The sequence below is a fragment of the Streptococcus sp. HMSC34B10 genome, assembly GCF_001839505.1.
Lineage (GTDB): Bacteria > Bacillota > Bacilli > Lactobacillales > Streptococcaceae > Streptococcus > Streptococcus peroris.
On record NZ_KV841541.1, the window covers coordinates 116,174 to 131,872 of the forward strand.

The window sequence follows — 15,699 nt, forward strand, 5'->3', positions numbered from 1 at the left end:
GAAAGTCCCTCCACAAAGGAAGGAACTTTCTAATCCATTAAAAATGATTTTTCCAAGCTTGAAAGCGAGCGTCTAGTAGGAGTTGTGTCAGATTTTTTAAGGTTTCAACTTGCTCAGGTTCCAGTGTTTGGGCTTGGGAAATTAGTTGGCGAATGTGCTCGATGGCATTGAAAGAGGACAAATCGTTGATAGAATGAATCCCTGATTCCATAATCGTGCCAAAGAAGAGATCAAAATAGAGTTCTAATTCCTCATCGGGCACACTGTCCACCCATTCTTTAAGAGTGTCTTTGATTTGTAGACTTTCACTACTAATTTCTTCTAGTTGGACAAAGTGCTGTCCTTCTGTCACCCAGCTGAAAGTATTATGTTGAGCGATGCCACCAAGAGCTGTAGATTTGACGACAATAGGCGTATCGGGAACTTCTAGCATCATGCCTATAACAGAACCTTGTGGGACGTACCTGTGAATTTTTGGAATCACTTGCTGATAGCCGGTAGATTCAGTTAGTTCAGTTTGGAGACCAGGGGCATCATAGGTATAAACTGCCGATATCTTTTCCTGCAATTCAGGCTGGATCTGACTAGCAGCAAAGACAGCTAGATTTCCACCTTTAGAATGTCCAGCAACCATCACTTTCTGTTTTGGATGTTGGGCAAAGAAATCTTCCAAATACTCAAGAGCATGCTTTTGGGCAGGGATTTCCTTCATGTAGGTCATGTGGAAATCTTCCTTCCAACCAATAATACTATCGTCTGTACCTCGAAAGACAATGAGATAAGTATCTAGATTCAGGCGATAGGTCATAGCAGCAAATTGCTTTTGAAGTTCCACATCAATATCGTTGACAAAGTTTGATAGCTTGCAATTTCTAAAACGTTTGTGTTGAGCAAGCTGGTCTAAAAGTTGCAGACGTTCTTTATTGGTCAGCATGGTGCTTTCTCGCGGGACACGTGTTGCGACATCGCTTAAACGATTGGCAGGCTGGTCCAATAAGTTATCAAAAGGAAGATAGGTCAGCTCTGTAAAAGCAAGTATATCTAGTTCATTCAAGGGAATATCGTAAAAAGAATCGTATTGAACATCAGTTAGGTAGTCAAAAATATTGGCCATGAGAATTCCTTTCTTAACTTTTATCATATCAGATTTGCATCAATTTCGCTAGTAGTCAGGAGAATTTTGCTATAATATAGAAAAAGGAGGAGCAGATGCATAAGATTTTACTAGTAGAAGATGACCCAGTCATCCGTCAACAAGTTGGGAAAATGCTCTCCGAATGGGGTTTTGAGGTAGTCATGGTTGAAGACTTCATGGAAGTTTTAACGCTATTTGTTCAGTCTGAGCCACATCTAGTTCTGATGGATATTGGGTTGCCTCTCTTTAATGGTTATCATTGGTGTCAGGAAATCCGCAAGATTTCCAAGGTTCCCATTATGTTTCTGTCTTCTAGAGACCAGGCTATGGACATCGTGATGGCTATTAATATGGGGGCAGATGATTTTGTGACCAAGCCATTTGATCAGCAAGTGCTTTTAGCCAAGGTACAGGGTTTATTGCGTCGCTCCTATGAGTTTGGGCGGGATGAAAGTCTCTTGGAGTATGCAGGAGTTATCCTCAATACCAAGTCTATGGATCTGCATGTTGAGGGACAGGCAATTACGCTGACAAAGAATGAATTTCAAATCCTGCGTGTTTTATTTGAACACGCAGGAAATATCGTAGCGCGTGATGATTTGATGAGAGAACTATGGAATAGTGACTTTTTTATCGACGACAATACCTTGTCTGTTAATGTCGCTCGCTTGCGTAAAAAATTGGAAGAACAAGGTTTGGTAGGATTTATTGAGACTAAGAAAGGGATAGGGTATGGATTGAAACATGCTTGATATTAAAAGTTTTTTTCTAGCTTATATCCGTTCGCGTAGCCGTTTTTTTGCTTTTATTCTATCGCTTACAGGTTTGCTTTTTCTCTTTGAAATCTTGTTTGATAACCAAGTGCCCTACTTAAACTATTTCTTCTTTCTATCTACATTTTTGACATTTTTGTTTTTGGTATTTGATTTCTTGATAGAATTGCAACGTTATCGTAAGGAATTGCTCTATGGCGAAAGAAAAGCTAAGTCACCAATGGAAGTCCTTCTAACTGAAAAATTAGAAAAACGTGAAGAGGAACTCTATCAAAAGAAATCAGATGCTGAAAACCGCTATAATGATTTGGTGGACTACTATACACTCTGGGTTCATCAGATAAAAACACCAATTGCAGCCAGTAAACTCCTTGTAAGTGAGGTGACAGATCGCCAACTAAAACAACAGTTGGAGCAGGAAATTTTTAAGATTGATTCATATACCAATCTCGTACTCCAATATCTACGCTTAGAAAGCTTCCATGATGATTTGGTTTTGAAGAAAGAAAATATAGAAGACCTGGTCAAGGAAGTCATTCGCAAATATGCCATTTTCTTTATCCAGAAAGGTCTTAGTATCGATCTGCATGACTTGGATAGAAAGATTGTTACGGATAAGAAATGGCTGTTGGTAGTCATTGAACAAATCCTTTCAAATAGCCTCAAGTACACAAATGAAGGTGGGGTTGAAATCTACATGGAAGGTTCAGACCTTTGCATCAAAGATACTGGGATTGGTATCAAAAACAGTGATCGGTTGCGAGTCTTTGAACGTGGATTTTCAGGATATAATGGTCGAATAACCCAGCAATCATCTGGACTTGGGCTCTATCTAACCCAGAAAATCAGCCAAGAATTAGGTCATCAAATCCGTATCGAATCTGAACTTGGTCAAGGAACAACCGTGCGAATTAAGTTTGCGGAAGTGAACTTGATTGTTGAGTAAAAAGAAATGCTAAGAGCTTGAAAGAAACCTTTCAAGCTCTTCTTTAGATTTCTATATAGTGAGAAATAAGGATAGAACAAAGAAAAAGGTAACTGGAATTTTTTCCGTTATCTATCTTTTAAATTGATTGAGTTCTTCAGAGAAAGGCTGTAAAATTTTTGATATAATATGTAGGATGGACTGACGGATATTTAAAAGATAATGTTCAAAAGAATGACAGATGAGAATTAAAAATATGTAAGATTGGACAGAAGTCTCTCTACCATCATCCATGCAGAAACAAGATTATATGAAATAAAAGGAGTAACCAATGTCCGGAAACTATTCAACACGTGAATTCCGCGAGAAACTATATGATGACCTTCATGTTCGATTAAGAGATACAGTGATTTTGATGTGTGCGATTTTTATTGCCTCTATAGGTCTAAATATGAATTCAACAGCTGTCATTATTGGAGCTATGCTAATTTCCCCTCTTATGACACCGATTGTTGGACTGGGGTTTGGTTTAGCTATTTTTGATACGCGTTTAATCAAGCAATCTCTAGAGGTTTTATTTACTCAAGTATTGGTCAGTTTGCTTGTCTCGACTCTGTATTTCTGGATTTCTCCCTTATCTTATGCAAGTAGCGAGTTGATTGCACGAACCTCTCCAACCATTTGGGATGTTCTCATTGCTATTGCTGGTGGGATAGCAGGTGTCATTGGTTCAAGGAAAAAAGAAGCAAACAATATCGTGCCAGGAGTAGCCATTGCAACAGCTCTGATGCCACCTATCTGCACTGCAGGTTATGGTTTAGCTAATGGAAATTTACGATTTTTATTTGGGGCTCTTTATCTTTTCTTGATCAACTGTGTCTTTATCATGCTAAGCAACATTGTTGGAACAAGAATTATGATGAGAAAATCTCCCTTAAGTTCATTTAAAGAGCTAAACATTAAAATGAAAATTGGCTTGATCTCCTTGATTGTATTATTGGTTCTTCCAGCCAGCTATTCAGCAGTCACTCTGACGATGGATCAAGCGCGAAAAGAAGGGATCAAACAGTTTGTAGGAAAGGAGTTCGCCAATCATACGATCATTAATCAAGTCTACAAGTCAAGTAGCAATGAATTGGTCTTGACAGTTGTTGGAGATCCGATTTCAGAAGAAGAATTAGAAACCATTCGCCAAAAGCAGGCCTCTTACGGTATTCAATCTGTTCAATTGAAAGTCAATCAAGTCCATAATTCGACAAAATTAGATAGTGAGACGACCAAGGAATTTTACGAAACCATTAACAAGTATATCGATCAAAAACTCTCTGAAAAAGATTCACAAAAAGATCTCGTAAAAGAGAACGAAGCAGACAAGGATTGAGGATAGTCAACTTATCTAACTCATGGAAGCAAATCTTGGGAGGATATCTTATAACCAAAAGTTAGTGGGTAGAAAGGATAGTTGATGAGGCTGCCATTTGTGGTAGTTTAACCAATCACTACTAGCTCAGCTTAGTCAAAATATAAAAAGGCGGTGGGACAGAAATCGATAGACAAAGTCTTGATTTCGTAGTCTCAGCCCCGCGAGGATGATTAGGAGCTTTTTGGAGTCTAAAAGACGAACAAAAAGTTCAATCAGCTACCGCGTCAAAGTTTGATTGCTAATAAAAAGAGAGGTCGGGATCTTTTGTCCCAACCTCTTTTTTAGGTAGCTGGAAATCTTAACCCAGCTTTTATTTCTTATTTCTCAACTCGTGATTTGTTGGCGATATCAGCAAGAATCAATTCGACAAATGCATCTACTGGCATGGTTTCTGTTTCTTTTTGACCGTAGCGGCGGACATTAACAGCATTCTCTTCCATTTCCTTGTCCCCAACGATCAATTGGTAAGGAATCTTCTGAGTTTGAGAAGCACGAATCTTGAACTGCATTTTTTCATTGCGTTCATCGACATCGACACGGACACCACGGTCACGAAGTTTCTTCGCTACTTCCCAAGCGTAGTCCACATGTTTTTCGTTTGAAACAGGAATCACAGTGACTTGGTGAGGAGCGAGCCATGTTGGGAAGGCCCCCTTGTAGTTTTCAATCAGGATGGCTGTGAAGCGTTCCATGGTTGAGATAACTCCACGGTGAATCATAACTGGACGGTGTTCTTCGCCATCAGCTCCGATATAGTGGAGATCAAAGCGTTCTGGCAACAAGAAGTCAAGCTGGATAGTAGAGAGAGTTTCTTCTTTTCCAAGAGCTGTCTTCATTTGGATATCTAATTTTGGTCCGTAGAATGCGGCTTCCCCTTCAGCTTCGTAGTATTCAACACCCATATCATCAACGGCTGCTTTCAACATGCGTTGAGCATTTTCCCACATTTCATCATTGTCAAAGTATTTGTGCTTATCTGCAGGATCACGATAAGACAAACGGAAGCGGTAATCCGTCAAGTTGAAATCTTCATAAACATCAATAATCAATTGGAGGATTTTCTTGAATTCATCTTCGATTTGTTCTGGAGCAACGAAGGTATGTCCATCGTTCAGTGACATTTCACGGACACGTTGAAGACCTGTAAGGGCGCCTGATTTTTCATAACGGTGCATCATACCGATTTCAGCGATACGGATTGGCAATTCACGGTAAGAGTGAACATGGTGTTTGTAGACTTCGATGTGGTGTGGACAGTTCATTGGACGAAGAACAAATTCTTCCCCATCTCCCATATCCATTGGAGGGAACATATCTTCACGGTAGTGGTCCCAGTGACCTGAAGTCTTATACAGTTCAACAGAAGCAATTGGTGGAGTGTAAACGTGTTGGTAGCCCGCAGCCACTTCCTTATCCACGATATAGCGTTCGAGTATCCGACGAATCGTTGCACCGTTTGGCAACCAGAATGGAAGACCTTGACCAACTTCTTGAGAAATCATGAACAAATCAAGTTCTTTTCCAAGTTTACGGTGGTCACGTTCTTTGGCTTCTTCACGCCTTTGAAGATAGTCCTTCAAATCTTTCTTATCAAACCAAGCTGTACCGTAGATCCGTTGCATCATAGCATTGTCGCTATTACCACGCCAGTAAGCACCCGCAACATTCAAGAGGTGGAAGATTTGGATACGACCTGTCGATGGGACGTGTGGGCCACGGCAGAGGTCTACGTATTCACCTTGACGGTAGATGGTCAAGCCACCAGCGTCTTCAGAGTGTTCTTCGATCAATTCTAATTTGTATGGATCATTTTTGAAGATTTCACGCGCTTGGTCTTTAGTCACTTCTTCACGAATAGATGGGAAGTTTTCTTTCACGATTTTCTTCATCTCTTCTTCGATACGAGGAAGATCTTCGTTTGAGATTTGACCGGCTTGATTATCCGTATCATAGTAGAATCCATCTTCAATAGCTGGGCCGACACCCAAGTGGATATCTGGGAAGAGGCGACGAGCCGCTTGAGCAAACAAGTGAGCCGCTGAGTGACGCAAGATTGGAAGAGCATCTTCGTGATCAGGTGTCACGATTTCAATGCTTCCATCTTCAGTGATGTCACGAGTTGTGTCGATGAGTTTGCCATTGAATTTACCAGCAAGAGCTTTTTTAGCTAGAGAATTGCTGATAGATTGGGCAATTTCAAAAGTAGTAACGCCAGATTCGAATTCACGAACAGCGCCATCAGGGAAAGTAATTTGAATCATGATTTTCTCCTTAAAAATTTATCATCATTTAAAATTGAGGTTTGAAGAAATAGCAAAGGGTTAGTTATAAAGAACAATAATATTTGCTTATCTAACTGAATGATGTTCTAACATTTTCATTCTATAAACAAAACAAACTGTAGAAATAAGTAAATAACTTACTAAGGAAAGGATTAAAGACATATATTGTTCATCAGTCATTTCACCACTCATGTATATCCTTATCGGATAGCTTCTGAGTGCATTGAACAGATAAACACCGGCAGTAAGACTTAAAAGATATCCTGCTATCACAAGTTTCTTGTTGTTGAAAAACATTAAGATACCGAGAAAAGGAGCAAGAAATGGTATAAGAGGAATTAATAAAAAAAATGAAAAGACAACGATGTACTCTAAACCCCATAGACTAAGAGTTTTCATTAGCCATACATAGACGATAAGGTAAATACAGGCGATCACCCAGAACAATGTTTTCTTCATATCAATCTCCATCTTCACTTTTTTGCGATTAACTATTCTCCAAACAAAAAAGCGACATCCAAAAAGGACGTCGCAACGTGGTTCCACCTTCATTTATGTTCCTCAAAAAAGAGGGACACCTCTGATTGGCTCTAACGTGGCCACCGTTTTATGTTTTCATAAAAGTTAGTAGAGTAGTATCAGTTTAGACTTCCTATGCGTTCTCAGCAACCACGCACTCTCTAAAAGAAAGATTCTAAGCGACTTGTCTCTATGCATTATTATAGCATGATTGCGAGATTTTTCAAGGATTTTGTGAAAATTTTTTGTTTTTCAAATTTTGCACTAGATACTTGATAGTGATACCGATAGCTATACCTAGTAGAATAAGAATTTCATAGGCTAGGAAATAAACAATGATAAATTCTCTGAAAGGAATGATAGTAAATCCATAGAGTAAGCAACTACCTAAAAGCCAATGCAGTGAAAAACCAAATCGGTAGCTATAAAGAAGAGAGACTATAAAAACTACAACAGGCGAAATGATGAATATATTTAAAAGATAGAGCTCCGTTAGTTTTGGATTCTGTAATAGTAGTATAAAAAATCCATAAAGTGGACAATAAAAGAAAAATACGACCAGATAGTAGGGGAGATATTTGAAGAATTTACGCATGGTAATCACCTCACTTTTCAAGCTAACACCTTAGATATCCTTCCTATAACTATTATAGCACTTTTGAGATAAGGATAGTAAATCTGTTGACAAAGAGGGTAGTTCTTGGTAGAATAATAACTGTCGTAAAGACAAATAACTTCTTCTTGGTTACAGGCATGCCAACCTGTCACTCGGATGAAGCCAAATAAAAAGGAGAAACATCATGGCAATCTCAAAAGAGAAAAAAAATGAAATCATTGCACAATATGCACGTCACGAAGGTGATACAGGTTCAGTAGAGGTTCAAGTTGCTGTCCTTACTTGGGAAATCAACCACCTTAACGAACACATCAAACAGCACAAAAAAGACCACGCTACTTACCGTGGTTTGATGAAGAAAATCGGTCGTCGTCGTAACTTGCTTGCATACTTGCGTAAAAACGACGTTAACCGTTACCGTGAGTTAATCAACTCTCTAGGACTTCGTCGTTAATCTGCTTTATTTTCCACTTACATTGCGTTGTCACCTTACCTCGATATACTCAAGTATAATCTTCGGTTCCGGTTCCTAGCACTGTAAGGAAAAATAAACCAGATATGTCTCCCTTCGGGGAGATTTTTTTTGTTTCTCAAAATTTTTGTACAATCTTCGGCTTGCCGTGTAGTCTATAAACGTTTTATCCAGTAAGAATCATGATGCCAAGGGCGATAAAAATCCGTATGAAAATAGGGAAAGGACACAGTGCTCGATGAACACAAGGAGTTTTATCTTTTTCACTAGGATTTTAGCCCTAGCTCAAATCGCTCTCTGACTTCAGAGGGCTTTTTTGTGTGCTTTTTTCTAGTCTTGTTCCTGATTTAGAAATGTGGTATACTAATTATGAAAATTGTCTAAATTTTTAATTTTTGTTAAAGGAGGGTTTCATGCTTTCCAAATTTTATGGAAACCATCAAAACCTGAGATATTGTTTTTTACTAGCTATCCTGTTAGGAGCCTTGGGGATTTCTCTGTTTCTGGCAGTTTCTATGGGGTCTGTTCAAATTAGTTTGACTGATACTTATCGGATTGTTTTGAATAGGATGGGAGCTCCGTTGGATATAGGAGACCTTTCAAAATCTACACTCGCTATTGTTTGGAATATGAGGTTGCCACGGGTTTTTCTTGGTTTGATTGTGGGTGCGGGTCTTTCCATGTGTGGTAGTGTCATGCAGTCAACGGTCAATAATCCCATCGCAGAACCCTATGTGTTAGGGATTTCTGCTGGGGCAACCTTTGGAGCAACGCTGAGCATTATTCTTGGTTTTAAGGTCATGATTGGTCTCGGCTCTTTCCTTGGAGCGATTCTAGCGACAGTTGCTGTCCTTCTCATTGCATCCATGCAAGGTAGAATGACAACTTCTAGACTGATTTTATCAGGGACGGTGGTCAATGCTCTCTTTTTGGCTTTTTCAAACTTTATTATCTCTATTGGTGCCAATGCTGATAGCGTTATGACGATCAAGTTTTGGACCATGGGTTCCTTAGCGGGGACCTCCTGGGCTCACTTAACTTTGCCAACAGTAGTAGTGGGAATAGCTTTCTTATTTTTCTCTACCCAATATCGTGTTTTTAATGCTATGATGATGGGAGATGAAGCGGCTTTGACTTTGGGAATTCCCCTACGTTTTTACTGGTATCTCTATGTGGCTATTGTTGCGGTCATGACTGCAGTTTTAGTATCAACCTGTGGGATTATTGGTTTTGTTGGCCTCATCACACCTCATCTAGCCCGAAGTTTGGTAGGTACAAACTACAGAAGACTTTTTCCGATAGCAACCTTGCTCGGTGCCCTTTTTGTTGTTTGGGCAGATGTCCTTGCTCGAGTTTTGATACAAAATGCTGAACTTCCGATTGGGATTTTCACCGCACTAGTAGGTGCACCTTTCTTTATCTATATGGTTGCAAGTAGACGAAGGGAGGTGAAGGTCTGATATGGACTTAATGTGCCAGGATATTCACTTCGAAATCGGAGAGAAAAAAATTCTCAAAGGAGTCTCACTGAAACTTGAGGGCAACCAATTTCATACCATTTTGGGCCCCAATGGAAGTGGGAAGACTAGCCTACTGAAACTCCTCTATCGTCAGGAAAAACCGAATCAGGGCTTGATTTCTCTAGACGGGAAACCGATAGAACAAATGAGCGTGAAGGAAACGGCGAGACAGATGGCAGTCATCACGCAGTTTAATCAACTTCAGTTTGATTGTACGGTTGAAGAAATCGTTCTGCTGGGCAGAACACCTCATCTCTCTTTCTTACAAAAGGAAAAAGAAAGTGATTTTGCTTTGGTTGAGGATGCTCTGGTCAAAGTAGACATGTTTGAAAAAAGAAATCGACTTTATTCTTCACTATCAGGTGGGGAGAAACAGCGAGTTTTATTAGCACGCGCCTTAGCTCAAGAACCTTCACTCTTGCTCTTAGACGAGCCGACTAATCACTTGGATATCAAGTACCAGCTGGACTTGTTAACTATTGTCAAAAATCTCCATATCAATGTACTAGCTGTTTTGCATGATATTCAGCTGGCTTGTCGCTATTCAGATTATCTCTACCTAATGAAAGAAGGGGAGATTGTTTACCAAGGTACTCCAAAAGAGACCATCACACCCGAGTCTTTGCAGGCTGTCTATGGTGTCCAAAGTAGAGTTACTTGGACGGAAGATCAGCAAGCTATGATTCACTATTTATAAGATTTAAAGGAAATAAACATGAAAAAATCACTTAGTATTTTGCTCGTAACAGTAGCTGCCTTAACCTTGGCAGCTTGCGGTAACACATCTAAAGAAACAGCATCTGCACCAGTTACAACAGAAGCCAGTCAAAAAGCCAATACAGAAACCAGCTATCCTGTAACTATCAAGACTTATGATGCCAAAGGAAACGAAGTCGAGCAAGTCTTTGAAAAGACTCCTGAAAAGGTCATCACCAACAACCTTTCAACAACTGAAATTCTACTTGAGTTAGGGTTGCAAGATAAAATTGCTGGCATGCTCAATCCTGATAATGCTGTAACTGGTAAATACAAGGACGCTATTGAAGCCATCCCTCACATTGGTGATAAAAAATCTGTCTCACAAGAAACAGTTCTTTCTTATGAACCAGATGCCTTGATGGGACGTAACATGATGTTCTCTGAAAAGTCAATGGGAACCATCAGCGCTTGGAATGAAAATAAAATTCCCGTCTATACACAAAAGGCTTCACTTTCAAATGTTCAACAAGATTTGGGAAATATCGTAGAAGATGTGAAGAATCTTGGTACCATTTTCAATGTCCAAGACAAGGCTAACCAATACGCAGAACAATTACAAGCTAAAATCGATGCGGTTAAAAAAGCTAACCCAGAAACACAGGGTGAAAAGAAAAAAGCTTTGATTATGGTTGCTTATAACGACGAAACCTTTGGTGCCTACAAGTCAGCCCTTCAGGAAAGCTTACTTAACCAACTTGGTTATACCAATGTCGCAACAGGAACATCTGGCTTGACCTTGGAAAATCTAGTATCCATGAATCCAGAGTTGATTATCTATGTAACTAGCGACCGCAATAAAAAGTTGGATGAAAAGGCAGTGGATTTGATGAAGGCAAATGCTGTTTTGGGAAATGTATCCGCAATCAAGAACCAAAAAATCATGACCATCTCTTACGATGAGTTGATGGACTACGGTCCTGCAGTGATTGATTCCCTTGAAAAGATCAATGACTTTATTAAGAAATAAGGAGTTTAACTGGGAAGGGATTCGAGTTAGGGTCAGTCTGCCTTCAAACTATGATCCTCAACAAGCTTACCCAATGGTGCTTTTAAATGATGGGAAACTGGACTATTTGTCAGACCTGTCCCAATCTGTAATTTTAGTAGGTTTAATTCCAGAAAATCGTCTGGATGACTTTACACCTTGGAAGGCTAGTGCTTTGAAAGAAGGAGCACCAGAATTTGGTGGAAAGGTAGACCAATACCATCAGAAGCTCTTTCAAGGAATTCTAACCACTCTAAAAAAAGACTACTTGATAGATGAAAGTAAGATTGCCTATGGAGGCTATTCACTAGGCGGTCTTGCAGCTATCTATAGTCTCTATAGTAGTTATCTTCCTGCGACCTGTATCTTTTCTATCTGTGGTTCCTTCTGGTATCCAGACTTTATAGACTTTTGTAGGGAACATGACTTGATACAGAATCAAAGTCTGATTTATCTGCAAAATGGTCAGACAGAAGGTGCCAATCATTCTAATCGTCTGTCTAAGGCTCCTGTTTTTGCCAAGGATATTCATGATTTGATTTCAGAGAAAGTTCCCTCAACATATTCTACCTTTGATGCTCATGGGCATCATGAAGCTCTTAACGAGCGCTATCATCATTTCTGTTATTGGCTGAGAGAAGAGTGGAAGCTCAAATAATCCTATAACACTCCTTGTTCATGGTAACTAGGAGTGTTTGTCTTGTATCCTGAGCCATTTGAATTTCATGGCGTTTATTTTGACGGAAATCCCTCCCTGTAATCAACTAAATTATGGTATAATGAGAAGATAGATAGAATTGAGGATACTATGTCATTTACACAATTTAAATTTAAGAAATATATAGAAGAAGCATTAGAGGAGTTGAAGTTTACCACTCCTACCGAGGTGCAGGAAAAGTTGATGCCTATTGTCCTGGCAGGTCGTGACTTGGTTGGTGAATCAAAAACAGGTTCAGGTAAGACTCATACCTTCTTGCTTCCAATTTTCCAACAGTTGGATGAAGGAAGCGACAGTGTACAGGCAGTTATTACAGCTCCAAGTCGTGAGTTGGCAACGCAGATTTACCAGGCAGCTCGCCAGATTGCGGGACACTCAGAAGTAGAGATTCGAGTTGCCAACTATGTAGGTGGAACAGACAAGGCTCGTCAGATTGAAAAACTTGCCAGCAATCAGCCCCATATCGTCATCGGAACACCAGGTCGTATCTATGATTTGGTCAAGTCTGGTGATCTTGCCATTCACAAAGCTAAGACCTTTGTAGTCGATGAAGCCGACATGACCTTGGATATGGGATTCTTGGAGACAGTCGATAAGATTGCAGGAAGCCTTCCAAAAGACTTGCAGTTTATGGTCTTTTCAGCAACCATCCCACAAAAACTGCAACCATTCTTGAAAAAATACTTGTCAAATCCTGTCATGGAGAAAATCAAGACCAAAACCGTTATCTCTGATACCATTGATAACTGGTTGATTTCGACTAAGGGTCGTGACAAGAATGCCCAGATTTATGAATTGACTCAAGTCATGCAGCCATACTTAGCAATGATTTTTGTCAATACAAAAACGCGTGCAGATGAATTGCATGCTTACCTGACTGCACAAGGCTTAAAAGTGGCTAAGATTCATGGAGATATTGCGCCTCGTGAACGCAAACGGATCATGAATCAGGTGAAGAATCTTGATTTTGAGTACATCGTTGCGACTGACTTGGCTGCGCGTGGGATTGATATTGAAGGAGTCAGCCATGTTATCAATGATGCTATCCCACAGGACTTGTCCTTCTTTGTTCACCGTGTCGGACGTACTGGACGTAATGGTCTGCCAGGTACAGCTATTACCCTTTACCAGCCTAGTGATGACTCTGATATCCGTGAGTTGGAGAAATTAGGTATCAAGTTTACTCCTAAAGTTGTTAAAGATGGAGAATTTCAAGATACTTATGACCGTGACCGCCGTGCCAATCGTGAGAAGAAACAAGAAAAACTGGATATCGAAATGATTGGTTTGGTTAAAAAGAAAAAGAAAAAAGTCAAACCAGGCTATAAGAAAAAAATTAAATGGGCTGTCGATGAAAAACGCCGCAAAACCAAACGAGCAGAAAGTCGTGCCCGTGGACGTGCAGAACGTAAAGCCAAACGTCAAACATTTTAAAAATGAAACAGTAGAACCAAGCGGTTTTACTGTTTTTTTATAGTTCTATATCGAGATTGTCAGAATTCATAAGTAGATGATATTAAAAAATAAAAATTAATCATAGGTTATTTCCATAAAATTCTATATTTTAATAATTGAGTGGACATAATTTGTCCACTCTTTTTTGTAAACTTAAATTATCAATAAAAAGAGGTGTACTTAAATGCATTATTATCAAGTCGAGTTTAAGAATCCTGATGATTTCTTAAAAACACAATCAGAAGATTTTATTAAGACTAATCGTTTATTATTATTTAAAGAGGATGAAGATTATTACCTTATTTCTCAAGAAAATTACAATGATCAAGAAATTATGGGGAAAATAAAGGATTTTTTTGATCATGAGTTTACATTAAAAAAAGTTAAAACTTTAACAGAAAGTGATTTTATAAAGAAACTTGAAACAAGTGATAGAAGAGAACTAGTAAAATTCTTATTAAGTGCAAATAAAGAGACCATGTCTCATTATCTAAAGCCTAATTATGAAAAACTGGCTGAATTGAAAAATATTTATGGTCTCCCTGATTTTAAGAAGGCTGTTCAAGAACTAATTACATATCTTTCATTTCAAGAAAAAATAAATAATAATGAACAACAGCAACACTTTTATATTTTTAATGGTGAGAGGGGAACTGGCCGTAAGTTTGCTATCAAATTTCTGATGTCTCTTTTTGAAATGAATGCAATATTTGTAAATTGTAATAATTTTTCTATTCCTAAGATAGGCGAAAAAGATGTCCCAATATTAGTTGATTATCTTTCAGTAAGGCCAAAAACAAAATCAGATATTTACGACACATTTAGACAAAAGAAGGGGCATTCAATTAACATCATTATTGCGAGAACTATCCAAGAGGCAGAATCTATAAAAAGAGAGTTGCTTGAAGATTTTAGTAAAGTATCAATTGTGAATTTTCCGCAATATGATGAAGCAGAGCTTAAAGAGATCGGGCTTCAGATGCTAAACAAAAAAGGTATTCAGTTGAGTAATGAAGACTATGAACAATTAATAGCTGAAAATAAAGTACTAAAGGATGCTAAAGAAGTCCGACTTTTTGTTCAAGAGCTTGTTGAATTTGCAGTACAAAATGATTATGATCCTTCAGATAAAAACGAATTAAGTCTGGATGGATTTCTTCCCCAAAATGAATCTTCAGTTGAAGATGAAGAAAATGCGGAGAAAAAGTTGAGTGAATTAATCGGTTTAGAAGAAGTGAAAATAGTTCTAAACCAGCAGTTAGCTTATAATCGAGTTTCTGCGTTGCGTCAGGCTCATGGATATAGTAATGAAATATTAAATCGTCATCTTGTTTTTTCTGGAAACCCAGGGACTGGTAAAACAGTAGTTGCTAGGCTTTTTTCAGAAATTTTATACAACAATAAGATAATTCAAGAGAATAAGTTAGTAGAAGTAGGTCGAACGGATCTTGTTGGTGAATATGTTGGCCAAACTGCTCCAAAAGTAAGAAAAGCTTTTGATGATGCAAGGGGAGGAGTGCTCTTTATAGATGAGGCTTATAGTCTTATCCCTAGTAGTGAGAGAGATTTTGGACATGAAGCTATTTCAGCGCTTATACAAGAAATGGAAAATCGTCGGGATGAGGTGTTGGTTATTTTTGCTGGGTATGAAGAATTGATGGCCCAATTCATTGAAACTAACCCGGGACTTTCCTCTAGAATTTCTAGAGAAATAAAATTTTTGGATTATACAATTGAACAACTAATTGCTATTTTAGAATTGATAATAAATAAGAGGCATTATCAATTAACCGATGATTGTAAGACGCTACTCCATCAGCATTTTTCAGAAGTTGTCAATTGTAGAAACTTTGGAAATGCTAGATACGTCCGAAAATTAGTAGATGAGATTGTCTTCAGTCAAGCGCAACGAGTGATTGAAGGTGATAAGAATCAGTTAGAAGATGATACCTTTTTAAATCAAATTACTTTGACAGATATCAATAAGGCTATTGTAGCTATTGAAGCAAAATCATCAAAATCAATATCGTTGATAGGATTCGGAAGGTAGAAGGAACCTATAATAGACTTTAAAATAAGAAATAGGTAGTAGTATCGGTAGAAGATTTGAACTAGTA

General features: G+C 38.6%; 14 protein-coding genes and 1 pseudogene. 10 read left to right on the forward strand and 5 right to left on the reverse strand.

The window, feature by feature from the left end:
- Window positions 1-37 precede the first annotated feature (37 nt).
- Window positions 38-1,114 carry a DUF2974 domain-containing protein gene (locus HMPREF3237_RS00580; RefSeq protein ID WP_070888470.1) on the reverse strand — a complete coding sequence of 359 codons (1,077 nt, stop codon included), beginning with the start codon at window positions 1,112-1,114 and terminating at the stop codon, window positions 38-40.
- Between the two features lie 95 nt (window positions 1,115-1,209).
- Here HMPREF3237_RS00580 and HMPREF3237_RS00585 point away from each other — a divergent pair, with 95 nt between their 5' ends.
- The 3 genes from HMPREF3237_RS00585 to HMPREF3237_RS00595 all read left to right on the forward strand — a co-directional run bounded on the left by HMPREF3237_RS00585 (window position 1,210) and on the right by HMPREF3237_RS00595 (window position 4,214).
- Window positions 1,210-1,887, forward strand: coding sequence for a response regulator transcription factor (locus HMPREF3237_RS00585; protein ID WP_006149950.1), 678 nt, complete (start codon window positions 1,210-1,212; stop codon window positions 1,885-1,887).
- Entirely contained in the window at window positions 1,880-2,854 is a 975-nt protein-coding gene (locus HMPREF3237_RS00590; protein WP_070888471.1) for a sensor histidine kinase, read from the forward strand. Before HMPREF3237_RS00585 ends, HMPREF3237_RS00590 begins: the two co-directional genes overlap by 8 nt.
- Window positions 2,855-3,164: 310 nt before the next feature.
- Window positions 3,165-4,214 carry a TIGR00341 family protein gene (locus HMPREF3237_RS00595; RefSeq protein ID WP_070888472.1) on the forward strand — a complete coding sequence of 350 codons (1,050 nt, stop codon included), beginning with the start codon at window positions 3,165-3,167 and terminating at the stop codon, window positions 4,212-4,214.
- Between the two features lie 359 nt (window positions 4,215-4,573).
- Here HMPREF3237_RS00595 and thrS read toward each other — a convergent pair whose 3' ends face one another.
- The 4 genes and pseudogenes from thrS to HMPREF3237_RS09030 form a co-directional block, all read right to left on the reverse strand.
- Window positions 4,574-6,517, reverse strand: a complete 1,944-nt coding sequence (gene thrS, locus HMPREF3237_RS00600) for a threonine--tRNA ligase (RefSeq protein WP_070888473.1) — start codon at window positions 6,515-6,517, stop codon at window positions 4,574-4,576.
- Between the two features lie 87 nt (window positions 6,518-6,604).
- The gene (locus tag HMPREF3237_RS00605) at window positions 6,605-6,997 is read right to left on the reverse strand and encodes a hypothetical protein (protein ID WP_257364339.1); all 393 of its coding nucleotides are present in this window, start codon (window positions 6,995-6,997) and stop codon (window positions 6,605-6,607) included.
- A gap of 28 nt (window positions 6,998-7,025) precedes the next feature.
- Window positions 7,026-7,153: pseudogene (locus HMPREF3237_RS08715) on the reverse strand (AAA family ATPase); the annotation flags it as partial.
- Between the two features lie 127 nt (window positions 7,154-7,280).
- Window positions 7,281-7,652 carry a hypothetical protein gene (locus HMPREF3237_RS09030; RefSeq protein WP_070888474.1) on the reverse strand — a complete coding sequence of 124 codons (372 nt, stop codon included), beginning with the start codon at window positions 7,650-7,652 and terminating at the stop codon, window positions 7,281-7,283.
- A 205-nt stretch (window positions 7,653-7,857) separates the two neighbouring features.
- Here HMPREF3237_RS09030 and rpsO point away from each other — a divergent pair, with 205 nt between their 5' ends.
- The 7 genes from rpsO (at window position 7,858) to HMPREF3237_RS00645 (ending at window position 15,632) form a co-directional block, all read left to right on the forward strand.
- Window positions 7,858-8,127 (forward strand): 30S ribosomal protein S15, encoded by a 270-nt coding sequence (gene rpsO, locus HMPREF3237_RS00615; protein ID WP_001018251.1) that lies wholly within the window; start codon window positions 7,858-7,860, stop codon window positions 8,125-8,127.
- A 431-nt stretch (window positions 8,128-8,558) separates the two neighbouring features.
- Window positions 8,559-9,605, forward strand: coding sequence for a FecCD family ABC transporter permease (locus HMPREF3237_RS00620; protein ID WP_070888475.1), 1,047 nt, complete (start codon window positions 8,559-8,561; stop codon window positions 9,603-9,605).
- Between the two features lies 1 nt (window position 9,606).
- The gene (locus tag HMPREF3237_RS00625) at window positions 9,607-10,362 is read left to right on the forward strand and encodes an ABC transporter ATP-binding protein (protein ID WP_070888476.1); all 756 of its coding nucleotides are present in this window, start codon (window positions 9,607-9,609) and stop codon (window positions 10,360-10,362) included.
- Window positions 10,363-10,380: 18 nt separating this feature from the next.
- Window positions 10,381-11,391 (forward strand): ABC transporter substrate-binding protein, encoded by a 1,011-nt coding sequence (locus tag HMPREF3237_RS00630; protein WP_070888477.1) that lies wholly within the window; start codon window positions 10,381-10,383, stop codon window positions 11,389-11,391.
- Complete coding sequence (locus HMPREF3237_RS00635; protein WP_070888478.1) at window positions 11,372-12,067, forward strand: alpha/beta hydrolase-fold protein; 696 nt, start codon at window positions 11,372-11,374, stop codon at window positions 12,065-12,067. The genes HMPREF3237_RS00630 and HMPREF3237_RS00635 overlap by 20 nt, the downstream gene beginning before the upstream one ends.
- 150 nt (window positions 12,068-12,217) lie before the next feature.
- Window positions 12,218-13,561 (forward strand): DEAD/DEAH box helicase, encoded by a 1,344-nt coding sequence (locus HMPREF3237_RS00640; RefSeq protein ID WP_070888479.1) that lies wholly within the window; start codon window positions 12,218-12,220, stop codon window positions 13,559-13,561.
- A gap of 205 nt (window positions 13,562-13,766) precedes the next feature.
- A complete protein-coding gene (locus HMPREF3237_RS00645; protein WP_070888480.1) occupies window positions 13,767-15,632 on the forward strand; it encodes an AAA family ATPase in 1,866 nt (621 codons plus the stop codon).
- The last annotated feature ends 67 nt before the right edge of the window (window positions 15,633-15,699 follow it).